Source organism: Actinoplanes sp. NPDC026670 (assembly GCF_040638175.1).
Classification (GTDB): Bacteria; Actinomycetota; Actinomycetes; order Mycobacteriales; family Micromonosporaceae; genus Actinoplanes.
Genome location: NZ_JBEZXU010000050.1, coordinates 27,796 through 50,005, shown reverse-complemented (window position 1 = coordinate 50,005; position 22,210 = coordinate 27,796). Strand labels below are relative to the sequence as shown.

The following is a 22,210-nucleotide window of genomic DNA, read 5'->3' as shown; positions in this document are numbered from 1 at the left end:
GGCCCGTTTGTCACGCAACTGTCATGGTTGCGGGAAACTTCCGCAGATCAGGGCGGGCAGTCTGGCGGACATCGAGCGAGGAAGGGGGCCGCCATGACCGGGCTGAGTCTGATCGCGGCTGTGACGATCGGCGCCGTCATCGGTGTCGCCGGGCGGATGCTGACGGCCCGCTGCCGTACCGTGCCGGTGTGGTTGCCGCCTGCGGCCGGGGTCGCCGCCGCCGTGCTGGCGACCGTCCTCACCCGGATGGCCGGCGTCGGTGATCCGGGGCCGACGCTCGTCGAGTTCGTGCTCCAGGTGCTGTTCGCGGTGGCCGGTGTCACCGCCGTGGCGCTGACCGCCGAGCGGCCGGGCGCCCCCGCGCCGGGGAAGATCCGATGAGCGGGCGTCCTCCCCTGGTCGTCGTGCTGGTGACCGATCTGGATCAGCGGCTGGCCGACGAGCTGCGGCCGGGCATCATCGAGGCGGCCGAGTCGGGCCGGGACCTCGTGATCGACATGGGCGGTTCCGGAACCATCGACCCGGCCGGCCTCGGCCTGCTGGTCCGCGCGCACCGGTCGGCACGGCAGCACGGGGCGACGTTGTGCCTGGTCGCGCCGTCGCGGTTCGTACTCACCGTGCTGCACACGATGCGGCTGGACGGGGTGTTCCCGATCTACCCGGACCAGGCCACGGCGCTGTCCGGCCTGGCCCGGCCAGCGGTGCGGGTCTAGCGCCCCCTACCCCGGCTGAGGTGACTCGATCGCGGCGATGTTGGCGGCCTCGTCCGGGTCCGGGCCGGAGGTCTCCAGGAACGCCCGCAGCACCTCCACGGCGACGTCCGGGGCGAGCCGTTTCAGGCTCATGGCCAGCACGTTCGCGTCGTTCCAGAGGCGGGCGCCACGGGCGATCCAGGGATCCCAGGCGAGGGCGGCGCGCACACCCGGAACCTTGTTGGCGGCGATCGCCGTGCCGGTGCCGGTCCAGCACATCACCACGCCGTAGTCGGCCCGGCCGTCGACGACCGCCCGGCCCACGAACCGGCCCAGGTCAGGCCACGACGCCGTGGCATCCGGGCGGATCACTTCGTGGCCGCCCTCGGTCAGGGCGGTCGTCACGGCACGGGTGGTCTCGTTCTCGTCGTCACTGGCGAACGCGATCCGCATCCGGTCGACCCTAGCTGCTCAAGCCGTGTAGCCCGCGCAGAGTCCGTCCGGGTAGCGCCACAGGGTCGACGTCGCCATCGCCTCGTCTGCGGTGAACAGGGCGGCGTCCTTCTTGTCCACATCGTCGCCGGCGGCGTCCAGCAGGGCGACGACGGCGGTGCGTGCGGCGATCAGATCGGCGAGCGCGGCCCGGACCTTCTTGTCGGTGGTCAGCGAGCGCGCCTTGCGTACCGCCTGAATGTTGCTCTGCGTGCCGGCGCGCAGGGCCCGCACCGCGGCGGTGACCTCGGCCGGGGTCGCGTCGTCGCCGACGGCGAGGGGGCCGTTCGCCTCCCGGTTCGTGTAGAGGCGATTCTCGGCCTTCATCGTCGCGTCACAGGCGGCCTCCGGGTCGGCCTTCGCGGCGGTCGTGGGCTTCGGGGACGCTTTCGCGGTCGTCGGTTTCGGGGACTTCGCGGCGGCGCTGGGGCTGGTGGCTTTCACGGGCGTGGCCGATGCCGCAGCGGGCGTGGCCGATGGCGTGGCTGGCGTGGCGGGCGCGGCTGCACTCGGTGGTGCCGCCACGAACTCCGCCTCGTCCCCGCAGGCGGCGGTGAACAGGCACATGCCGAGCACCAGAACGGCCAGGGTCGATTTCATTCGGACGTCCTCAAGATCACACGATCGAAGCGCCGCGACTCTACACGCAAGTCGTTGACACCACGCCAACACAGGGCGGCCAGCCGTCGCCCACCGCGGTAAAACCGGCCGCATTCCCGCGCCCAGCGACGGCTCGCGGTCCCAGCCGTCGCCCACCGCGGTAAAACCGGCCGCATTCCCGCGCCCAGCGACGGCTCGCGGTCCCAGCCGTCGCCCACCGCGGTAAAGCCGCCCGCATTCCCGCGCCCAGCGACGGCTCGCGGTCCCAGCCGTCGCTCAGCACGGCCAAACCGGCCGCATTCCCGCGCTGAGCGACGGCTCGCGGCTGTCAACTGGCGGCGTTCACCAAGGCCTGGTAGGCGGACTCGTCGAGGGTTGCCGGGACGCTCGTCACGCGGAGGCGGAACAGCCAGCCCTCGCCGTACGGATCGGTGTTGATCAGGCCGGGATTGCCGGTGAGGGCGGTGTTCACCTCGACGATCTCGCCGTCGGCCGGGGCGTACACCTCGCTGACCGATTTGGTGGATTCGAGTTCGCCGGCCGGCTCGCCCGCGGCGACGATCGTGCCGGCCTCCGGAAGGTCGACGTAGATGACGTCACCGAGCGCGTCAGCGGCGAAAGCGGTGATGCCGACGGTGGCGATCTCGCCGTCGGTAAGCCATTCGTGGTCTTTGGTGAAACGCATTTCGAGAGGCTCCTTCGGTACGGGTGAGGGCCTCCCTCGCTCTGTCACGGGTGCCTGAGAGGTTCACCGCCGGGGCGGCTTGCACCTTGGGCGCAGCCCTGGTGGGGGCTGACTTTCCAGAGTCGCCTGACCGTTGCGGTACGTGGGCCTGAGAGATTCTGAGGGAGAAGTTGCTCCTTCGGCGACCCGCCCGCAGGCAGGTGCTCTCCCGCAGCGGCACAGCGGCGAAGTATGGAGTTGTGGCCCGGGAAAGCTATCCGGAGTCGCCCGCACCGGTCAAGATCGTCGGCATGGATGTCGCCCGGACCTTTCTCACCGAAGTGGACGCCCGCCAGCCGCCACCGGCGAACGCAGCGTGATCGGCGGGGTGGGCGTCATCGGTGGCTCCTACTTCGGGAGGGTGGTGTAGTCGGCGGTCAGGTATGTCTCGTAGCCGATCACCGCGGGGGCCCGGACGTCGAGTTTGCCGGTGTCGGTGGGCAGCATCTGCTCGTAGCCGAGCAGCGCGCCGGTGGCCGGGTCGACGATCAGGGTGTGGCGGGTCGGCAGGCCGGTGCGGTCGCTGGTGATCGAGAACGCGGCGCCCGCCCGGCCCGCGCGGTCGGTGACCGTGCCGTCGTAGGTGAGTCCGGGCAGTTGCGCGACGATCCGCAGCAGCCCGGACCGGGTGGCCGGGGTCAGCAGCCGTTCCCGGGCCAGGTCGGTGACGGCGACGAGCGTCTCGAACGGCCCGTTCTCCCGGGGATGCCCGATGTGCAGCCAACGGTCGAGGTCACCGATGGGCGGCTGGTCGGCCCACATCGCCCCGAACTGCCCTGCCGCATACTCCTGCGACCACGGGTCGAGGCCGTCGTCGAACAGGTTCTGGGCCCGCCACAGCACCTCCCGCCCGAGGGAGGTGAACTGCGCCTTCTCATAGCTGGTGGAGCGCCGGCCCGAGTTGTCCGACCCGCGCCACGACTCGGTCCGCGACGGGATGATCGCGGACGTCACCCGCTCGTCGTCGACATAGGTCCACAGGCTCCACGATCGGATCACCAGATGCTCGTAGTCGCCGCTGCGGGCCGGATCGGACGCGGTCGCCGCCCGGTCGGCGATGCCGGTGAGCACCTCCCGGGCCGATCCGGCCGCCGCGGTGTACTGCAGAGGCGGTGGCGTCGCCGCAAAGGCCGGGCGGGGCTGCGGCGCGAACTGCAAGCCGGCGATCACCAGCAGCACCAGCGCGGCGGCCACCGCGACCAGCCGCCGCCCGGCCGGCCTGGCCTGCCGCAGCTGCGGCGTGGCGAGGATGCGATCCAGGTCGGCGCGCCGGCCGGGAGCCGCGGTCAGCGGCCGGCCGTCGGCCGGGTCGGCCGGGCCGAGCAGGCGGCGGACGTCACGGGTCAGGGATGGGCTCACGATGGCTCTCCTCTCAGGGTTGGCACGGGGGCCGGGCTGCCGGTCGACAGCGCCTGCCGCAGGCGGGCACGGGCCCGGTGCAGGCGCATCGCGAACGCGGGCAGCGAACAGCCCGCCGCTTTCGCCGCCTGCCGCAGCGTCAGGCCCTCCCACCCGACCAGGCGCAGGGCTTCCGCGTCGGGCTCGGACAGGCCGGCCAGGGCCGCGGTCAGGCTGACCCGGCCGGCCACCGCGTCGGCGTGATCATCGGCCCAGAACTCTCCGTGATCAGCGGCCCGCGCGGTCAGCGCCGCCCGGCGGCCCGCCCCGCGGACCTCGTTGGCCAGGACTTTCCGCGCGGTTCCATACAGCCAGGGCAGCGCGTCAGCCGGGACCTCCGGCAGCCGCCGCCAGGCGACGAGAAACACCTCCGCAACGACGTCACGCACCGCTGCGTCGTCGAGACGGCGGCGCACATAACGTTCAACGGCGTCGTAGTGCTGCTCATACAGCACCGTGAACCGTTCCTCCGAGTTCGCCATTCGACCTCCCACCATGCCTGTGTCCGGCAAGGCGCGGATGTTCACCGCCGATCTTCAAAGAAAATTCAACGACCTGCTGCGGTACGGCTACCCGCCCCGGCCGACATGAGGCTCCAGCGGGGCGCCCGATGTCAGCGAAGAACCACCGACCAGCGGTGATCAGTAATACTGGAGACATCTCCACTTCCCGTTGACTAAGCGGAGACCTCTCCGTTAACGTTTCCAGTGACACGAAACGGAGGGTCGACATGGCTGACGTATTGGTGACCGGCGGCTCGGGCTACATCGCCGGATGGTGCGCCCGGGCGCTGCTCGACGCCGGGCACACGGTGCGGGCGACGGTCCGCGATCTGGCCCGCGAGCCGCAGGTCCGGGCGATGCTGGGTGAGCCCGGCGCGCGGCTCCGGGTGGTGCAGGCAGACCTGCAGAGCGACGCGGGCTGGGCCGAGGCCACCGCCGGCTGCGGCCACGTGCTGCACGTCGCGTCGCCCACGCTGACCCACCAGCCGCGCAACGACGACGAGATGGTGCGCCCGGCCGTCGACGGGACGCTGCGGGTGCTCCGGGCGGCCCGCGACGCCGGTGTGCGGCGGGTGGTGATGACCTCGGCGATCGGCGCGGTCGCGTACGGGCACCCGGACCGGGACACTCCGTTCACCGAGAGTGACTGGACGAACGTCGACGCCGGCATCGCGCCGTACCAGAAGTCGAAGACCCTCGCCGAACGCGCGGCCTGGGATTTCGTGGGCGAAGACGGCCGCGGACTGGAGCTGGCCACGGTCAACCCGACCGCGGTGCTCGGTCCGGTCCTCGGCCCCGACTACTCCCCGTCGCTCAACGGGATCGCCCGCATGCTCGACGGCTCGATGCCGACGCTGCTGCCGTTCGCCACCGGTTACGTCGACGTCCGCGACGTGGCGTCGCTGCACCTGCTCGCGATGACCGAACCGGCCGCCGCCGGTGAACGGTTCATCGCCACCGCCGGGCACAGCCTCTGGCAGCGTGAGGTCGCCGCCATCCTGCGTGAACGCCTCGGCGAACGGGCCGCCGAGGTGCCCACCCGGGAGATGCCGCTGTGGGCGGCGCAGGGCCTGGCCCGGGTCAACCCGGAGATGCGGGCGCTGCGGAAACTGCTCGGCCGCAACCTGGACGCGACCTCAGCGAAGGCCGAGAAGCTGCTCGGCTGGAAGACCCGCCCGATCGAGGACACCATCGCCGAGACGGCCGAGAGCCTTCTCGCCCTCCCGAAATGAGCGACACCATGCGCGTAGTGCTTTTCGGCGCGACCGGAATGGTCGGCCACGGGGTGCTCACCGCCCTGCTCGAAGATCCCGCGATCACCGGAGTCGTCTCGGTGTCGCGGCGGCTCACCGGGCGTTCCCACCCCAAACTGCGGGAGATCCAGCACCGGGACTTCACCGACTACCGGACGCTCGACGCGGAGTTCGCCGGCGCGCACGCCACCCTGTTCTGTCTGGGCACCCCGTCGGCCGGGAAGACCGAACCGGAATACACCAGGATCACCCGGGACTATGCGGTGGCCGCGGCCACGGCGGCGCTGCGCGGCAATCCGGAGAGCCTGTTCGCGTACGTCTCGGCCAACCGCGCCGACAGCACCAGGCGGACCATGTGGATCCGGGTGAAGGGCCGTGCCGAGGAAAGCCTGGCCGCCGTGCATCCGCGGGCGTACTTCGTGCGGCCCGGTTTCATCCGCCCCTGCCGTGGCGCACGGCCTTCCACCCGGGCACAACGCGCCGTCTACGCGGTCCTGACCCCGTGTTATCCGCTGCTGAAGCGCCTCTTCCCGACCGGGGTGACGACGACCGACGCGATCGCGTACACCATGCTCGAACTGATCCACGCCCCGGAAACCGTCCCCCGGAAGCTCGACAACACCCTGATCAACGAGATCGCCCACCGGGGCGCCGCCCGGGTCACGTCAGGTCGACGTCCTCGAAGTCGAAACTGACCGTCCGGAGATGGGGCAGGCCGCGCAGCACGGCCAGGATCCGGTCGTCCGGCTCGCCGGGCAGGGAGAGCTCCCGGAGCTCGGTCAGCTCACCGATCCAGTCCGGGATCTCGGCGATCTCGTTCATCCAGAGCCCGAGCGTTCGCAGTCTCGTCAGCCCCCGGATCCACTCCGGCACCGTGGTCAGACCGTTGCGTGACAGCTGGAGGCGGGTCAGTTCGGTGAGCCGGCCCAGACTGTCCGGCAGGCTTTCCGGCGACTCGTTGAACCAGCCGAGGTAGAGGTCCAGATCGGTGAGCCGGGTCAGGTTCCCGATGGTCTCCGGGAGCCGGTCCGAGCGGGTGTCGACGAGGGCGAGCTCGCGGAGGTCGGTCAGCCGTCCGAGGAAGTCGAGCGGCTCACCCTCCAGGTTGTTCTCGCTGAGGCTGAGCACACGCAGCCCGGTCAGCTCACCGAGCACGTCCGGCGTCTCCTCCAGGTTGTTGCCCTGGAGGTTGAGGCCGGTGAGCCCACCGAGTTCGGGAAGCCAGCCGGGCAGGTCGTCGAGGTTGTTGAACCCCAGATCGAGGGATTCGAGGCGCCCCAGCCCACGAACCGCCTCCGGAACCGCGTCCAGCCCGCACCGGGACAGGTCGAGCGCTCGCGTCTGCGCCGCTGCCGCGATCCGCGCCGAAACCTCCGTCATGGGCCCGATCGTAGACGGGCGGCGCGCTCAGCACTTGCGCCAGAGGACGTGGAAGTCGGAGCCGCTGGTCGAGTCCATGGTGAGGGCGTTGCGGCCGGAAGTGGAGCCGGCGTCCACCTTCAGCTCGAAGTTGACGTTGAGGTACCGGCTCGACCCACACGGCAGATAGGAGACGTCACTCTTGGGGATCTTGTGGGTACGGCTCCACGTGCCCTTGAGCGGCCCGGTGAACGTGTCGCTGAGCCGGTCGGTGCCGGCGTCGCCGGCCCAGTAGTAGTGGGTCGCCTGAGTGCCGGACGCGCCGGACCGGAGGCTGACGGTGCCCCTGGTGACGATCCGGTTGAGCCCCCACGTCCAGCCGTGCGGGGTGCGGACGTCCAGGGCGAGCTGGCAGTTCTTGCGGAAGTCGAGCGGGTCGGAGCCGGGCCCGGTGGAGGCGGCGAACCCCCGGTAGACGAGTTTGAACGAGCTGCCGTCGGTCGACACGTCCGCTGCTCCGGCCGGGCAGCCGGAGCCGTTGGCGGACACGATCTCGACGACCACCTTCTTCGGCGGCGGGGCGGCGGCGGACGACGACGGCACGGCCGCGGTGGCGGCCAGGGAGGCGAGGAGCGCGGTTCCGGTGGCGACGGTGTGCAGCATGGGGACCTCTCAGGTGCGCGCAATGAGTGACATACGCCGAACGTACGTTTCACCACGTTTGCCCGCCGGGGTCATCCACGCTTTTCGGCCGTGCGGGGGATGCCCGGATGGTCCACGAGGCCAGGAAGGGATGCAGGCCCCGGACGGTGTCAGCGGTTGCGCATGCGCCGCAGTCTCCCCCGCAGGCTGGTGCAGCACTTGCCGGGGCAGCCGTCGTCGGCGCAGCACTCACCGTCCCGGCAGGTGTCCGGGCAGCAGTCGTCGTCGCAGCAGGTCTCGCAGCACTCGCCGGCGCAGTCGTCGGACGAGCAGCAGTCACCGTCGCAGCAGTCGCTGTCACAGCAGTCGTCGTCGCAGCACTCGTCATCGTCATCGTCGTCGGGTTCGGCCGGTTGCGGGATCTCGTCCGGGTCCCGGGGCGGCAGGTCGACGCGCAGGTCGGGGTGGATGCGGGAGTCGATGTACGGGACCGCCCGCTCGGCGTTCTCCAGCACCGTGGGCTCGACGGCGACCGAGATGCCGTCGTACCCGATCAGCCGCCGGCCGCCGTCGGGGTAGGCGAGCAGGGCCGCACACTGGTCGAACGTGACGGTGAGGTGGTCCTCCCGGCCGTCGGTGAGGCTGACGCCCTGCTGCCCGACGATCAGGCGGATCTCGGCGTCGCTGATCGCGGGGTGGGCGGTCCCGGTGACCGCGAAGGTCGACCTGTGCGGCGCCCGGGTGAACCCGGCCCACTTCACCCGCACCCCCTGCGGGGCCATGATCAGCCCGTCCGCCCACGCCTCGGCCGCGATCGCCTGGACCTGGGCCGGTGTGACGGCGCGGGCGGCGGCGACCAGTTCCGGCAGGTCCAGAACGGGCTGGCCGGTGAGCAGGTCGAGCACCTGGTCGGGCAGCAGCGCGCCCCGGCGGGCGGCCTCGGCGAGACGGTCGCACTCCTGGGCGATGACCGTCGTGACCTCGGCCGGGTCGGCGCCGGTGTACCGCAGCGAGGCCAGCACGTCGACGAAACCACCGAGGACGGCGCCGCTCTTCTCCGGCAGCGCGTCGGCGGACGCGGAGACCGAGGCGGTCCCGTTGCCGCGGGTCGTGTAGCCGGTCTGCACCGTGTACGAGATGCCGCTCTCCTGGCGCAGCGTCCGGAACATGGCCCGCTGCAGGACGGTCGCGAAGATCGCGGACGCGGCGTGGCGGCGCACGTCGGCGTTCCAGGCGAGCATCCCGGGCGGGCCGGTGACGAAGGCGGGACGGGTGGGAAGCGCCGACGAGGCACGGGGCGCGGGCCGGCGTACCCCATCGGGAAGTTTGAGACGCAACCCGGGCGGCATCGCCGGGCCGGCCACCCACAACGCCGCGTTCTGCCTGGTGAAGAACCAGTCGGTCCAGCGGCGCAGGCCGTCCGGGGTGATCGCGGGCAGGCCCATCTCGCCGTAGCCGCCGATGCCGAAGTCGCGGGCGCCGTGCCGGTTCAGGGCGAGCAGGTGGTCGGCGGAGATACCGCGGCCGCGCTGCTCGGTGCGCAGGATCTCCTTCTCGGTGGCGAGCCGGTGCAGCGGCAGGTCGTGCAGGGCCTGGCTGACGCCGTTGAGGAACGCGACGACGTCGGTGTCACCGCCCTGGGTGTGGAAGTAGGTGACCTCGTCGCCTGTCGCGCCGTTGTAGTGGTAGTCGGCGACGCCGAGCGGGAACAGCGCCAGGTGCTCGATGAGGTGGGTGATGCCGTGCCGGGACAGCGGCTCGTCGGCGAACCCGACGCGGAAGGCTAGACCGGCCCGGGTGGGGCCGTCGGTGCGGGTGAACAGCCCGGGGATGCCGTCGACCTCGAAACGTTCGATCATGATGCGGTCTCCAGAGCCCAGGCGCGCGCCTGACGTACCGCCGCCGGAAGGTCTTTGACGAAGTATTCCCAGGGATATTCGGTGATCAGGTCGCCGAGCAGCCGGAACGGCCAGGCGGTGGCGGCCCGGTCGTCCAGCAGCCGGAAGACGCAGGCGAACGTGCTGGCGGCCTGCAACCAGCCGTGGGTACGCCGGAAGGCCGGGTCCCCGATCGAACGCCGGGCCGCCTCGTAGAGCTCGTCCCGGACGGCCGGCTGCCGCAGGTAGCCGGTGATCGCGCTGCCGTCGCGCTGGGCCCGCACGTCGGCCAGCACATGCTCGAGGTGCCCCTCGGCGACGAGGACCCCGTGCGCTCCCCCGGCCGGGGCGGCGCGCATCGCGTCGCGGGCGAAGGTGTGCAGTTCCTCCCACGAGCCGCCCCATTTCGGGCACAGTTGCTGGATGAGCTGGCGCTGGGCCGGCAGGTGGTGGGGGTCGACGGCGGCCACCCGGTCGTAGCGGCGGCGGGCCTCGGCCTGGCCCAGCGACAGGCCGCGCGCCGAGATCAGCCGGACGGTCCAGACCGCCGGGTCGCGCGGGCACCGGGCGGCGCCCTCGATCAACACCTCCTCGGCCCGGCCCAGCCACTCGTGGAACTGCCGGAACTGGTCCTCGCTCACGTTCTGGGCCCGCGCCGAGGTGCGGACGTCCCAGCCGATGCCGATCAGGTGGTCACCAAGCATCGCGGAGGCCGCGCCGTCGGACGGATCACGCCGCAGGACGTCGCGCAGGAAGTCCTCCAGGCCGGCCTCGTCGGCGCCGATGCGGATCATCGCGGTCCGGCTGTCGGAGGGCACCGAGTCGATCACGCGACGGCAGCCGGACCAGTCCCGGCGGGCCAGGGCAGCCCGCAGAGGCCCGATCTCCGGGTACGCGGCGGCGAAGTCGAGTACGACGTCGTTGGACGGCGGCATGGCCGCAGACGGTACCTCAGATGATCTTGCATGGATACCCGTGACACCTGGCTGACACCGACTGTTCTCTACAACGGACTCTGCAGTGATTCCATCGAGGAAGTCGAGGACCGGATCATGACAGAGGCGACCATCGTCGCCGACGGGTTGCGGAAACGCTTCGGGTCGGCGCAGGCGCTGGACGGGATGTCGTTCGCCGTCCGGGCGGGGCAGATCACCGGGTTCATCGGGCCGAACGGGGCCGGCAAGTCCACCACCATGCGGGTGATCCTCGGGCTGGACCGGCCCGATTCGGGGACCGCCCTGGTCGACGGGCAGCCGTACCGGACCCTACGCCGGCCGCTGTGCCATCTCGGGTCGCTGCTGGACGCGGCGGCGTTGCAGCCCAGCCGGACCGCCCGCAACCACCTGCTGTGGGTCGCCCATTCGCAGGGGCTGGGCGCGGACCGGGTGGACGCGGTGATCGAGCAGGCCGGACTGCAGACGGTGGCCAGGCGGGCGGCCGGCGGGTTCTCGCTCGGCATGCGGCAGCGGCTGGGCATCGCGATGGCGCTGCTCGGCGACCCGCCCACGCTGATGCTGGACGAGCCGTTCAACGGCATGGACCCGGAGGGCATCATCTGGATGCGCGGCTTCCTGCGGTCGCTGGCCGGGCAGGGCCGGGCCGTGCTGGTGTCCAGCCACCTGATGAGCGAGCTCCAGGACTGCGCGAGCCGGGTGGTGATCGCCGGCCGGGGCCGGGTCATCGCCGACATGGCGGTGGCCGACCTGCTGCGATCGGCGTCCGGCGGGCGGGTCACGGTACGCACCGGCGCACCGGAGGCGGCCGACGTGCTTCGTGCGGCGGGTGGCACGGTGACCGCTTCCGATCAGGGTTCGGTCACCGTCTCGGGGCTGGAGCCGGACCGGGTGATCGCCGCGCTGAGCGCCCGTGCCGTGCCGTTCTCCGAGGTGGCGGCGCACCGGGCATCACTCGAGGACGCCTATCTCGAGCTGACCCGGGACGCCGTCGAGTACCGGGCGTCGGAGGCGGCGCGATGAGGGCCGAGTGGACGAAGTTCCGTACCGTCCGCGGTTTCGTCATCGCGATGATCATCGCGGTCGGGGCGATCCTCGCGCTGGGGCTGACGCCGATGTCCGGGACCTGCACCGAGAAGACGTGCCGGCAGCCGGTCGGCCCGGAGGGCGAGGAGGTGCGCGACACCTTCTACCTGCTGCACCGGCCGCTCACCGGGGACGGCAGCCTCACCGCCCGGCTCACCTCGATGACCGGCCGGGTGCCGGACATTCCGGATGACGAGGGCGACAACGACCGGGCCGGCGGCGGACATTCCGCCGGGCCGGCCGGCGGCGAGGGAATGCGAGAGGGCCTGGTGGCCTGGGCCAAAGCGGGTCTGATCATCAAGGATGGTACGGAACGCGGCTCGGCCTACGCGGCGGTGATGATGACCGGCGGCCACGGTGTGCGGATGCAGCACAACTACGTGCACGACCGGGCGGCGCAACCTTCGACGCCGGGTGCGCCCGTGCCGACCTGGCTGCGATTGACCCGGGCCGGCGACGTGATCACCGGCGAGTCGTCGGCTGATGGTGTGAACTGGACCAGGGTCGCCTCGGTGGAGCTGGCCGGGCTGCCGCCGACCGTGCGGATCGGGCTGTTCGCGACGTCGCCGCAGTTCGTCGAGGCGACCGGACTGGCCGGGAACTCCAGCGGGCCGAGCCTCGTCACGGCGACCTTCGACGACATCAGCGGCGGCGCCGGCGGATGGACGGGCGAGGGTGACGGCTCCCATCAGAGCACCGGCACGGGCTTCACGCTGACCGGCTCGGGGGACATCGGGCCCGCCGTGGTCGGCGCGGCCGGGCTCGGGGTGTCGATCACCCAGACGCTGCTCGGCACGTTCGCCGGACTGGTGCTGGTCGTGGTGGTCGGGGCGGCGTTCATGACCGGCGAGTACCGGCGCGGCCTGATCCGCACCACGCTCGCCGCCACGCCGCGCCGGGGCCGAGTGCTGCTGGCCAAGGCGGCCGTCCTCGGCGGGGTGACGTTCGTGGCCGGGCTGGCCGGCGCGGCCGTCGTGGTCATCGCCGGGCGGCGGCTGCTCGTCGGCAACGGGGTCTATGTGCTGCCGTCCACCCCGCTGACCGAACTACGGCTGATCGCCGGGACGGCGGCGCTGCTCGCGGTCGCGGCCGTGCTGGCACTCGGAATCGGGACGATGCTGCGGCGCAGCGCGGTGGCGATCAGCGCGGTCATCGGGCTGATCGTGCTGCCGTACCTGCTGGCGCTGACCGTCCTGCCGGCGACCGCCGCGGACTGGCTGTTGCGGGTCACGCCGGCGGCGGCGTTCGCGGTGCAGCAGAGCGCGAAGCAGTTCTACCAGGTGGAGAACCTGTACACCCCGGTCAACGGCTACTTTCCGCTGCCGTGGTGGGCCGGCTTCGGCGTGCTGTGCCTGTGGGCGGCCGCCGCACTGACCGGCGCGGCCGTGCTCCTGCACCGGAGGGACGCGTGAACGCCCCGCGGGCAGATGCGCTGCGCATGGAGTGGACGAAGTTCCGTACCGCTCCGGGAAGTCTGTGGTTGTCATCGGCGGTCGTGGTGGTGACCGTCGCCGGTGGGGCGGCGACCATCGCGTCGGTGACGACCGGGGATCTGGCCGAGTACAGCCTCACCGGGGTGCAGCTCGGCCAGGCGGTGGTCGCGGTGATCGCGGCCCTGGTGGTGGGCGGTGAGTACCGCACCGGCATGATCCGCACGACGCTGGCTGCGGTGCCCCGCCGGATCACGGTGCTCGGCGCCAAGACGGTGATCGTCGCGGGTGTGGTGGCCGCGTCCGGTGCGGTGTCGGTGGCGGCGAGTGTGCTGGTCGGGCGGGCGATCCGGCCGGCGCTCGTGTTGTCCGACGCGGCGGTGCTGCGGGCGGCCTGCGGTTCGGTGCTCTACCTGGTTCTGATCTCGCTGCTCGCCGTAGGGGTGGCCGCGATCACCCGGGACACCGCGGCGGCGATCGGTGTGGTGCTCGGTCTGCTCTACGTCTTCACGATCGTCGCGCAGATGGTCCCCGACCCGGACGTGCGGGCTGATCTGAAGCAGATCGCGCCGATGAGTGCCGGCCTGGCGATACAGGCAACCCAGGACTTGGCTCACCAGCCGATCGCCCCCTGGCACGGCCTCGGCGTGCTGGCCGCATGGGCCGCCGGAGCACTGCTGACCGGCGGCACCTTGCTCAAGCTGCGCGACTCCTGACCAGAGGCCCGCCCCGACGCGAAATGCCGCCCCATCCGCGATCTTGTGGAAGTCCGGTCGCATTCGAGTTTCGCCGTTTTGGCCAGCGACATTGCCGGTCAGGGGCCGAAATGAATCTTGCGTTCGTCCTGGTCGGCGTAATCCCCAGCGAACTCCACAAGATCACCGCGAGGTCTTGTGACCTTGGATGGCTGTCCAGAGGTGATGCCGGAGCGGACTGCCGAGGGCGAGTCCGCTGGCCGGGGCGATGGTCAGCGCACACGCTCGCCGATCGTGTGCGCCTGCTTCGCTCCGACGGGGACGGGCGCACACGTTGTGCCGTATGTGTGCGCCTGCCGTCGTCCCGACGAGGATGAAATCGCACATTGCCGCATTGTGTGCGCTGGTCGTCGCGCGCCGGCGACCCGCGCCGGCCGAACACCGGCGACCGCGTCTGGCCGAGCGCTGGCGACCGGGCCGGGCCGGCGCCGCCGACCGCATCCAGCGGAAAGCCGACGACCAAGGTTTGCGGCCGATACCCGGTGCGCCGTCACCCAAGCGATCCCCAAAGTGGCGAAACTCGAGGGTCATCCCAGTCCCGCCGAACTCCACAAGTCTTCCCGGGCGCTTCGCGCCTGCCCGGGGTGGGGGAAAACGGCTGTGGGCAGGCATCATCGCGCCCTTACGCCCCGCGAGATCGGGCGAGCCTCGCGTCATGGCCACAGTCACCTGCAGCTTCGCACGGGTCGGGCTTTGTTTCTATCCAGATCGCCCGCGAGCGGCGGCGAGCGGGTGGTCAGGGGAACGTGACGGTGATGTCGAGGCCGCCGGTTGCGGGGGCGGTCGCCACCAGGTCAGCGTGGTGCGTGGTGGCGATCGCCCGGACGATGGCGAGACCCAGCCCGTGGCCGTCACCGTGGCGGATCCGCGAGCGGTGCAGCTGCTGGAACGGCTCGAACAGACGCTCGACGTCGTCCGGCGGGACGACCGGACCGGTGTTGCGCACGACCAGCCGGGCCGTGCCGTCCACCGACGAGGTCGTCACCTCGACACGGCCACCGGCGACGTTGTGCCGTACAGCGTTGTCGACCAGGTTGGCGATCAGGCTCTGCACCAGCCGCGGGTCCGCCGAAAGCGGCGCCGGACCGAGGTCGACCTCAACGGTCAAACCGGCGGAAGGCGCCGCGCCGCCCGGAGCAGCGGACGGGCGCGAGGCGGGGTCGCCGGCCGGAGCGATGGGTGGCCGGGCCGCGAAGACGCCGCGGGTCAGGTCGGCGAGGTCGCACGGCTGGCGGGACTCGACGCCCTGTTCGCCGCTGGCCAGGGCGAACAGCGCCTCCAGCAGCCGCTCCTGGGCCGCGCCGAGCGCCAGCACCTCCCGGCAGGCCTCCTCCAGCGAGCCGACGGTGACCCCCGGGTCGGCGAGGGCGACCTGAAGCAGGGCACGCTCGGCGGTCAGCGGGGTGCGCAGTTCGTGGGAGGCGTTCGCGATGAACTGCCGCTGCGCCGCGAACGCCGTCTCCAACCGCTGGAACAGGGCGTCGAGGGTGGCCGCGAGCTCGGCGAACTCGTCGGAGCCGCCGATGTCGCCGAGCCGGCGGTGCAGGTCGGTGGCCGAGATGTCGCGGGCGGTCGTGGTGATGGCGCGCACCGGCCGCAGGAACCGGCCCGCGACCAGGCGGCCCAGCAGCAGCGACACCAGCACGAGGACCGTCATCAGCACCGCCCACGGGCCCAGCGGGAAACCCGGGCCCACCGGATCGGGCCGGGGTGGGACACCCGTGCCGGCCGGCACCGACTCGCGGCCGGCCAGCAGCGAGACAGTGACCAGGACGGTGCCGGTGAGGGTGAACGGGACGGCGTAGAGCAGGGTGAGCTGGGTGCGCAGGGTCAGCCGCCGGCGGGTCACGGCTCGCCGACCCGGTAGCCGCCCTCGCGCACCGTGTGCACCACCTGTGGCTCGCCGAGTTTCGAGCGCAGGCGGCGGACCGTGGTCTTCACCGCTGTGGTGAACGGGTCGGCGGCCTCGTCCCACACCCGCTCCAGCAGTTCCTCGGCGGGTACGGCACGCCCGCCGGCGGCCAGCAGGCACTCCAGCACGGCCAGCTCCTTCGGGCTCAGGTCGAGCCGCCGACCGGCCCGGGTGGCGCTGCGGCGGCCGGTGTCCAGGGTCAGGTCACCGCACTCCAGCACCGGCGGGACCAGCACGGACGGACGGCGGGCCAGCGCCCGGATGCGGGCGACCAGCTCGTCGAAGTCGAACGGTTTGGGCAGGTAGTCGTCGGCGCCCAGGCCGAGGCCGTCGACCCGGTCCCGGACCGTGCCGGAGGCGGTGAGCATCAGCACCCGGCACTCCCGGTGGTCGGCGACGATCCGGCGGCACACGTCGTCGCCGTGGGTGCCCGGCAGGTCGCGGTCGAGGACGACCACGTCGTAGCGGTTGACGGACAGCCGCTCCAGGGCGTCGTCGCCGTCACCGACGACGTCGGCGGCCATGCCCTCGCGGCGCAGGCCGACACCGATGGTCCGGGCGAGGATCTCGAAATCCTCCACGACGAGAACACGCATCCCGACATGGTGTCAGCCCACCGGTGACAACCCGGTGACAGTCAAACCGGTCAGGCGAACCGGTCAGGCGAACCGGTCAGGACAGGGCCGGGACGCTCCAGGAATCCATCCAGGCCGGGATGCCGTCCGGCGGCAGCGGCCGGCACATGAGGTAGCCCTGCGCCTGCTCGCAGCCCATGTCGACGACCGCGGACAGGGTCTGTTCGTCCTCGATGCCCTCGGCGACCACGGTCAGGTCGAGGGCGTGCGCCAGGTCGATGATCGCGCCCGCGATGGCCCGGCCGCGGTCGGTGGTGAGGATCTCGGCGGTGAACTTGCGGTCGATCTTCAGCTCGTCCAGCGGCATCGACTGGAGGTAGCTCATCGACGAGTAGCCCACCCCGAAGTCGTCGATGGAGATCCGGACACCCTGCTCACGCAGCACCGACAGGGCGGCGACGGCGGCGTCCGGGTCGATGATGAAGAACGACTCGGTGATCTCCAGGGTGAGCCGGCCGGCGACCGCGTCGTGCCGGCGGATCAGCTCACCGACCCGGTTCGGGAAGCCGGTGTCGCGCAGGCAGGCGGCGCCCACGTTGACCGCGACCGGGACGTCACGGCCGGCCTCCCGCCACTGCCGCTGCTGCCCGAGGGCCATGTCCAGGACGGCCTCGGTGAGCGTCAGCATCAGGTCGCTCTGCTCGGCCTCCGGCACGAACGCCTGCGGCCCGAGCAGCCCGCGGATCGGGTGCCGCCAGCGCACCAGCGCCTCCAGGCCGGCCACCGACCGGTCCGGCAGGCCGATCTTGGGCTGGTAGTGCAGCTCCAGCTCACCCCGGTCGATCCCGGTACGCAGATCGGCGAGCAGGGTGAGCTGTTCGAAGCTGTTGGTGTCGTTCTCCACCTCGTACCCGGCGACGCCGAGGTGGTTGCGTTTGGCGTGGTACATCGCCACGTCGGCGTGCTGGAGCAGTTCCTCGGCCGACGAACTGGGCGCCGGATAGTACGAGTACCCGATGCTGCCACTGATGTCCACGGTGAGCCCACCCAGCTCGGCCGGCCCGCACAGCTCGGCGAGCAGGCGCTGGGCCACGGCGCCGGCGTCGGCCAGCTCCTCGACGTCGGCGAGCAGCACCGCGAACTCGTCGCCGCCGAGCCTCGCCACCAGGTCGGCCGGGCGGGTCGCGCCGCGCAGGCGGCGGGCCACCTCCATCAGCAGCAGGTCGCCGGAGTGGTGGCCGAGGGTGTCGTTGACCTCCTTGAACCGGTTCAGGTCGAGCAGCAGCAGACCGACCCCGGGGCCGCCGCGGTCGGCTTCGGCGATGGCCCGGGTCACCCGGTCAGTGAGCAGCCGCCGGTTGGCCAGCCCGGTGAGCCCGTCGTGCGAGGCCCGGTAGTCGTTGTCGGCGGCCTGCCGTTCGGTGCGTTTCTGGTAGGTCAGCAGCACCAGCCCGCACAGGATCACCAGCAGCAGATCGGCCGCGGACAGCACCTTGACCGCGATCAGCTGGCGGGCGGTGTCCCGTTTGGCGTCGCGCAGCACCACGCCGATGCTGAGGTTGTTGCGGGCCACGTTCACCGACGCCTGGCGGCGCAGGCCGGAGGCGCTCAGGGCGGCCTGCTTGGCGAACTTCAGGGTGCCGTCCCGGTCGTCGGCCGAGGCCGCGTCGATCAGGTTCCGCAGCGTCCAGGTGTATCCGCCGTAAGCGTTCTGGAGCGCCATCGCCTGCCGGGCGTCCGGTTCACCGCCGTTGGCGAGCAGCCAGCGCAGGTTCGGCTCAGCCGACCCGATCGAGGACAGCAACGGCTGCCGGTCGGCCTGATCGGGCGACTCGAGATAGTCCTCCAGCAGCTCGTACTCGATGCTGATCTTGAGGTAGATCTCGTTCCACTGCTGGCTGGTCTGCTGCGTGGCGGCCGCGATGTCGGCCGCCCGCGAGCTGGTCTGGCTGCTCACCACGGCCATCGCGGCGAGAAGAGCCAAACCCACGGTCAAAGCCACCACAGCGGTACGGGCGACCGCGCGCCGCCGTAACCAATCCCGCATGGGTACCTCCCCGGTTCGTATCGGCCGGGCCGCCGCACGATTGAGATCGTCTCTCAGCCGGACGGCCACGTCTGCCGAACAGGAACGGGTGAGGGTGGGAGCTGCCGTGCTGGCGGTGTCGTTGCTGCTCGGCGCGTGCGGTGACGCGGCGCCGGCGACGCCCGCTCCGGCCGTGCTGGTCGTCGCCGGACGCCAGGTCGACTTCGTGGCCGAACTGTCTGCCGGTTTCGTCGAGGGCGTGCAGCGGGTGCCCGGCGTCGGCCACCGCGCGGTCGGCCCGGACATCGTCGACAACGCCAGCGAGCTGCGCACCATCCAGGACTACCTGCCCGGCGAACGCGGCTCGATCACCCTGTTCACGTTCGCCCCGGAGCTGTTCGCCGACTCGCTCGGCCGGGCGGCCACGGCCGGCACCCCGGTGGTGGCGCTGCACTCGGTCCCGGCAGCCGGCTCCGGCGTCCAGCTGTACGTGGGCAACGACAACCGCACCCTGGGCAGTGAGCTGGGGCAGGCGATGGCCAGCCGGTTGCCGGCCGACACCGAGGGCCTGGTGGTCATCGGGTCGCCGCATCCGGGCGTGACCGTGCTCGACGACCGGGTCACCGGGGTGCGGGAGGCGCTCCAGCGGTTACGGCCCGCGGTGACGGTGATCGGGCCGTTCGACACCAAACAGGCGCCCGGCGCGAACAAGCAGGCCTGGCGGACACTCCAGGAGGCCAATCCGGGCGCGCTCGCGTTCATCGGGGTGGGCGGGGCCGACGCGCACAGCCTGGCCCTGCTGCGGGACACCACGACACGGCGGGTGGACGCCGGTTTCGGCACCGACCCGTACGCGCTGGAGCTGACCGCGGCCGGCGAGATGGTGCTGCTGTCCACCGAGCCGTACCTCCAGGGTCTGCTGGCCGGGGCGATCCAGGCCCGCTGCGCCAAGGAGGGGCGGGAGTTGCCGGCCGGGTGGCTGCCGTCGCCGGGCGTGCTCATCGACCGGGCCGGCGCCCCGGCGATCATCGAACGGCAGAAGACCCCGGAGGCCAGGAGCGCGTGGTTCGCCCCGCTGGCCGATGAGATCCTCGGCGACCTCGACGACCGGCTGCGGCCCCTGGACGACGCCCGCTGACGGTCAGTTGACACCCAGCGACGCGCCGATCGAGCGGCCCTCCTCGACCGCGTCGGTCCACGCCTGGGCGGCGGGTTTGGCGCCCTTCTCGATCGCGTCGAGTTGCGCGACGAAAGCGTCATGGATCTTGGCGTCGGCGGGCGCCTCGTACACCCGATGTGCTTTTCGGGCCGAATCGGCGAAGATGCCGATCGTCTTCTGGCCGCCGAAGAACGGGTCGGGCTCGGCCAGGGCCGGCATCTCGAACGCGGCGGTGGCCGCCGGGAAGAGCCCGGCCTCGGTGAACGCGATCGCCTGGTTCTCCGGGTCCAGGATCCACTTGATGATCTCGAAGGAGAGCGCGTGGTCGGCGCTGCCCTGCGGGACGGCCAGGAACGAGCCGCCGTAGTTCGCGCCGATCGCCGGACCTGAGGCGACCCGCCACTTCCCGGACGAGTCGGGGGCCAGGCTCTTCAGGTCGTAACCCAGCCAGGACGCACCCAGGGCGGTGGCTACCGTGCCCTCGACCAGGGCTTTCGTCCAGCCGTCACCGTCGGTGCCGGGGATCCGGGCGACCAGGTCCTTCTCGATCAGCTGGACGCTGAAGTCCCAGGCGCGTTTCACGTGCGCCTCGCCGCCGATGTAGTGGTTGGTCTCGTCGATGTAGCGCTGGGTGCCCTGCCACAGCATGATCGTGTAGAGCTCGCTGCTGTTGCGGACCAGCTTCACCGACGGCAGCGCCTTCACCAGCTTCACCCCACCGGCGATGTAGTCGGCCCAGGTGCGCACCGACGCGGCCACCTTCGCCGGATCGCTCGGCAGGCCGGCCGCGGCGAACAGGTCGGTGCGGAAGAACGTGGCGGTCGGCCCGATGTCGATCGGGAAGCCGATCTGCCGGTTGTCCGGCGACGCCGCCTGCTGCCACTTCCACGGCACGTACTGGCTCATCAGGTCGTCGACGCCGAGGGTGTGCAGGTCGACGAAGAGGTCGGCCCGTGGCACCAGCGCGGCGACCTCCTCACCCTTGATGCCGACGATGCCCGGCAGGTCACGGCCGGAGTTCAGGATCTCGGTGAGCTGGTCCCGGTACACGCCTTCGACCTGCACCGGGGTGAGCTCGGTACGGTCGGCGAACCGGTTCTTCGCCCGGTCCAGCACATCGCTGCTGAGGCCGCCCGACCAGTAGAGCAGCCGGGTCTGACTGCTCTCGGCGGTCGCCTGCTCCCGCGCCGCGCAGCCGGCCAGTCCTCCGGTGGCGCCGGCGAGCCCCAGCAGGAGCGCCTGCCGCCTGGATATAGGTAGCAAAACAGCCCCTTTCGCCTCGACGACGGTACCGCAGGGGCGGGCCCGGGCGGGGCGACTACGGGCAGCCCGCAGCGTGGTGACGTGCGGTCCGAACCGCACCACACGTCACCACGCAACCGGGAGTGAGCCGCAACCGGGGGCTGTCAGACGACTCGGAAGGTGGCGTCGGCGTAGTTGGCGCTGGTCAGCGTGTCGATGCGGAGCAGGAAGCCGGAGTGGCGCAGGTAGCGGTCCGGGAAGTTGTGGGAACGGAACGACGACCACGACGCGTCAGCCAGCCCGGCGATCCGGTGGAAGGTGGCGTCGCCACGGAACGCCGCGGTCCCGTCATTGGCGTCCAGCCGGATCGCGTAGTTGTAGTGACGCAGGTAGCGCCCCGGATAGTTGACCGACTCGAACGAGACGCCGGCCGAGTCGGCGAGACCGGGAACCATCTTCCACAACTGGTCCTGGTGCGGGTCGAACGGGTACGCGTCGATCCGGCCGACACTGTTGGCGTGGCGGACGTACCGGTCCGGGTAGTTCGACGACTTGAGCCGCACCCAGGCCGGCAGCCCCCACCGGGAGACGAGCGCGCTGTACTCGGCCGCGGTGATCCCGGCGATCGAGCCGTGCTTGGCGTTCAGCGGCGGCGTGTAGGTGCGCTGGTCGGCGACGGCCCACGAGTTCCCGCCGACGTTGGTGCTGTTCCACAGGTAGTAGTCGTTGTTGACCGGGCTGAACGAGTCGCCCCACAGCCACCAGCCGGTGCCGGCGTTGTTCTTGACCAGCATCGGCGCTTCCATCGAGCTGCCCTGCCGCAGCCCACTGGTGTACGTGGTGTAGCTGTTGGCCGCGCCGGTGCTGGACCGGGCGCCGTAGATCAGGCCGTTGCCGAGGTTCTTGTAGAAGAAGTAGTAGACACCGCCGTCCACGACGATGTCACCGTCCAGGACGTTGAAGCCGGGACTGAAGTAGACCTGCGGCGCGCTGACGGTACGGAAGTCGCTGGTGTAGTTGACCAGGAACACGTCCGAGCCGTTGTTGGCGGAGTAGACGATGCCGTACTGGCCACGGGCGGCGTCCCAGAACGCGGTCGGCGCCCACGTGTGGGTGGCCAGGTCGTGCATCCTGATCCGCCGGTACCCGGTGAAGCTGGTCAGGTCGACCGAGTCCCAGACGTGCAGGTACTGGTTGTTCTGGCTGAAGTCGGTGCCGTTGAGGTCGGTGGCCAGCACCACGAAGGTGCCGTCCTGCTTACGGAGCAGGAACGGGTCACGCAGTCCCAGGGTGCCGGCGGTGGGCCGTACCACAGCGTTGTTCTGATTGAGCGGTGACCAATTGAGGCCGTCGGAGCTGACCGCGAGATGTAGCCCGTAGTCGGCCCCGGACTGGTTGGGGGTCTCGGTGAAGTACGCGAACACGTAGGCGGTGTTGGCGGCCGCCTGGGCCGCGGTGGGGATCTGCCCCGCGGCGGTCGCCGCCGCGGCGAGCGCCGGAAGCAGCGTGAAGGTTCTGCGGGAGAGCGCCAT

22 protein-coding genes and 1 riboswitch are annotated in these 22,210 nt (G+C 71.3%); of the genes, 8 read left to right on the top strand and 14 right to left on the bottom strand.

Annotated elements, in window-relative coordinates; genetic code table 11:
* Positions 1-93: 93 nt before the first annotated feature.
* Positions 94-381 (top strand): GlsB/YeaQ/YmgE family stress response membrane protein, encoded by a 288-nt coding sequence (locus tag AB0E94_RS36640; protein WP_360336030.1) that lies wholly within the window; start codon positions 94-96, stop codon positions 379-381.
* The gene (locus tag AB0E94_RS36635) at positions 378-713 is read left to right on the top strand and encodes an STAS domain-containing protein (protein WP_360336028.1); all 336 of its coding nucleotides are present in this window, start codon (positions 378-380) and stop codon (positions 711-713) included. Before AB0E94_RS36640 ends, AB0E94_RS36635 begins: the two co-directional genes overlap by 4 nt.
* 6 nt (positions 714-719) lie before the next feature.
* Here the strand turns inward: AB0E94_RS36635 and AB0E94_RS36630 are convergent, their stop codons facing one another.
* From AB0E94_RS36630 to AB0E94_RS36610, 5 genes are all read right to left on the bottom strand, one after another.
* Positions 720-1,145, bottom strand: coding sequence for an RpiB/LacA/LacB family sugar-phosphate isomerase (locus AB0E94_RS36630; protein WP_360336026.1), 426 nt, complete (start codon positions 1,143-1,145; stop codon positions 720-722).
* Between the two features lie 18 nt (positions 1,146-1,163).
* A complete protein-coding gene (locus AB0E94_RS36625; protein WP_360336024.1) occupies positions 1,164-1,784 on the bottom strand; it encodes a hypothetical protein in 621 nt (206 codons plus the stop codon).
* Between the two features lie 328 nt (positions 1,785-2,112).
* Positions 2,113-2,469 (bottom strand): glycine cleavage system protein GcvH, encoded by a 357-nt coding sequence (gene gcvH / locus AB0E94_RS36620; protein ID WP_360336022.1) that lies wholly within the window; start codon positions 2,467-2,469, stop codon positions 2,113-2,115.
* 126 nt (positions 2,470-2,595) lie between these two features.
* Positions 2,596-2,690, bottom strand: a riboswitch (glycine riboswitch).
* A gap of 166 nt (positions 2,691-2,856) precedes the next feature.
* Positions 2,857-3,867 carry a CU044_5270 family protein gene (locus AB0E94_RS36615; RefSeq protein WP_360336020.1) on the bottom strand — a complete coding sequence of 337 codons (1,011 nt, stop codon included), beginning with the start codon at positions 3,865-3,867 and terminating at the stop codon, positions 2,857-2,859.
* A complete protein-coding gene (locus AB0E94_RS36610; RefSeq protein WP_360336018.1) occupies positions 3,864-4,388 on the bottom strand; it encodes a sigma-70 family RNA polymerase sigma factor in 525 nt (174 codons plus the stop codon). The genes AB0E94_RS36615 and AB0E94_RS36610 overlap by 4 nt, the downstream gene beginning before the upstream one ends.
* 248 nt (positions 4,389-4,636) lie before the next feature.
* Here AB0E94_RS36610 and AB0E94_RS36605 point away from each other — a divergent pair, with 248 nt between their 5' ends.
* Positions 4,637-5,641 carry an aldehyde reductase gene (locus AB0E94_RS36605; protein ID WP_360336016.1) on the top strand — a complete coding sequence of 335 codons (1,005 nt, stop codon included), beginning with the start codon at positions 4,637-4,639 and terminating at the stop codon, positions 5,639-5,641.
* Positions 5,642-5,649: 8 nt separating this feature from the next.
* Positions 5,650-6,357, top strand: coding sequence for an epimerase (locus AB0E94_RS36600; protein WP_360336014.1), 708 nt, complete (start codon positions 5,650-5,652; stop codon positions 6,355-6,357).
* On the opposite strand, the gene AB0E94_RS36595 is transcribed toward AB0E94_RS36600, so the two are convergent.
* From AB0E94_RS36595 to AB0E94_RS36580, 4 genes are all read right to left on the bottom strand, one after another.
* Positions 6,323-7,042 (bottom strand): hypothetical protein, encoded by a 720-nt coding sequence (locus tag AB0E94_RS36595; RefSeq protein ID WP_360336012.1) that lies wholly within the window; start codon positions 7,040-7,042, stop codon positions 6,323-6,325. The genes AB0E94_RS36600 and AB0E94_RS36595 overlap by 35 nt on opposite strands.
* Before the next feature lie 27 nt (positions 7,043-7,069).
* On the bottom strand, positions 7,070-7,684 hold the full coding sequence (locus AB0E94_RS36590) for a DUF4360 domain-containing protein (RefSeq protein WP_360336010.1): 615 nt from the start codon (positions 7,682-7,684) through the stop codon (positions 7,070-7,072).
* 149 nt (positions 7,685-7,833) lie between these two features.
* Positions 7,834-9,522, bottom strand: coding sequence for an insulinase family protein (locus AB0E94_RS36585; protein ID WP_360336008.1), 1,689 nt, complete (start codon positions 9,520-9,522; stop codon positions 7,834-7,836).
* On the bottom strand, positions 9,519-10,475 hold the full coding sequence (locus AB0E94_RS36580; RefSeq protein ID WP_360336006.1) for a hypothetical protein: 957 nt from the start codon (positions 10,473-10,475) through the stop codon (positions 9,519-9,521). Before AB0E94_RS36580 ends, AB0E94_RS36585 begins: the two co-directional genes overlap by 4 nt.
* 117 nt (positions 10,476-10,592) lie before the next feature.
* Between AB0E94_RS36580 and AB0E94_RS36575 the strand changes: the two genes are divergently transcribed.
* Genes AB0E94_RS36575 through AB0E94_RS36565 form a run of 3 tightly spaced genes read left to right on the top strand, consistent with a single transcriptional unit; the run spans position 10,593 to position 13,725 of the window.
* On the top strand, positions 10,593-11,516 hold the full coding sequence (locus tag AB0E94_RS36575; protein WP_360336004.1) for an ATP-binding cassette domain-containing protein: 924 nt from the start codon (positions 10,593-10,595) through the stop codon (positions 11,514-11,516).
* Positions 11,513-12,991, top strand: coding sequence for an ABC transporter permease subunit (locus AB0E94_RS36570; RefSeq protein ID WP_360336002.1), 1,479 nt, complete (start codon positions 11,513-11,515; stop codon positions 12,989-12,991). Before AB0E94_RS36575 ends, AB0E94_RS36570 begins: the two co-directional genes overlap by 4 nt.
* On the top strand, positions 12,988-13,725 hold the full coding sequence (locus AB0E94_RS36565; protein WP_360336000.1) for an ABC transporter permease subunit: 738 nt from the start codon (positions 12,988-12,990) through the stop codon (positions 13,723-13,725). The genes AB0E94_RS36570 and AB0E94_RS36565 overlap by 4 nt, the downstream gene beginning before the upstream one ends.
* Before the next feature lie 775 nt (positions 13,726-14,500).
* Here the strand turns inward: AB0E94_RS36565 and AB0E94_RS36560 are convergent.
* From AB0E94_RS36560 to AB0E94_RS36550, 3 genes are all read right to left on the bottom strand, one after another.
* Positions 14,501-15,613, bottom strand: a complete 1,113-nt coding sequence (locus tag AB0E94_RS36560) for a HAMP domain-containing sensor histidine kinase (protein WP_360335998.1) — start codon at positions 15,611-15,613, stop codon at positions 14,501-14,503.
* Positions 15,610-16,272: a response regulator transcription factor gene (locus AB0E94_RS36555; protein ID WP_360335996.1), complete on the bottom strand. Its 663-nt coding sequence runs from the start codon at positions 16,270-16,272 to the stop codon at positions 15,610-15,612. The genes AB0E94_RS36560 and AB0E94_RS36555 overlap by 4 nt, the downstream gene beginning before the upstream one ends.
* A gap of 76 nt (positions 16,273-16,348) precedes the next feature.
* Positions 16,349-18,298: a bifunctional diguanylate cyclase/phosphodiesterase gene (locus tag AB0E94_RS36550; RefSeq protein ID WP_360335994.1), complete on the bottom strand. Its 1,950-nt coding sequence runs from the start codon at positions 18,296-18,298 to the stop codon at positions 16,349-16,351.
* A gap of 94 nt (positions 18,299-18,392) precedes the next feature.
* On the opposite strand from AB0E94_RS36550, the gene AB0E94_RS36545 reads away from it, so the two are divergent.
* Positions 18,393-19,415 (top strand): substrate-binding domain-containing protein, encoded by a 1,023-nt coding sequence (locus AB0E94_RS36545; protein ID WP_360335992.1) that lies wholly within the window; start codon positions 18,393-18,395, stop codon positions 19,413-19,415.
* 3 nt (positions 19,416-19,418) lie between these two features.
* On the opposite strand, the gene AB0E94_RS36540 is transcribed toward AB0E94_RS36545, so the two are convergent.
* Together AB0E94_RS36540 and AB0E94_RS36535 are read right to left on the bottom strand one after the other, a co-directional pair.
* Positions 19,419-20,798: an extracellular solute-binding protein gene (locus AB0E94_RS36540; protein ID WP_360335990.1), complete on the bottom strand. Its 1,380-nt coding sequence runs from the start codon at positions 20,796-20,798 to the stop codon at positions 19,419-19,421.
* 44 nt (positions 20,799-20,842) lie between these two features.
* A complete protein-coding gene (locus tag AB0E94_RS36535; RefSeq protein WP_360335988.1) occupies positions 20,843-22,210 on the bottom strand; it encodes a glycoside hydrolase family 43 protein in 1,368 nt (455 codons plus the stop codon).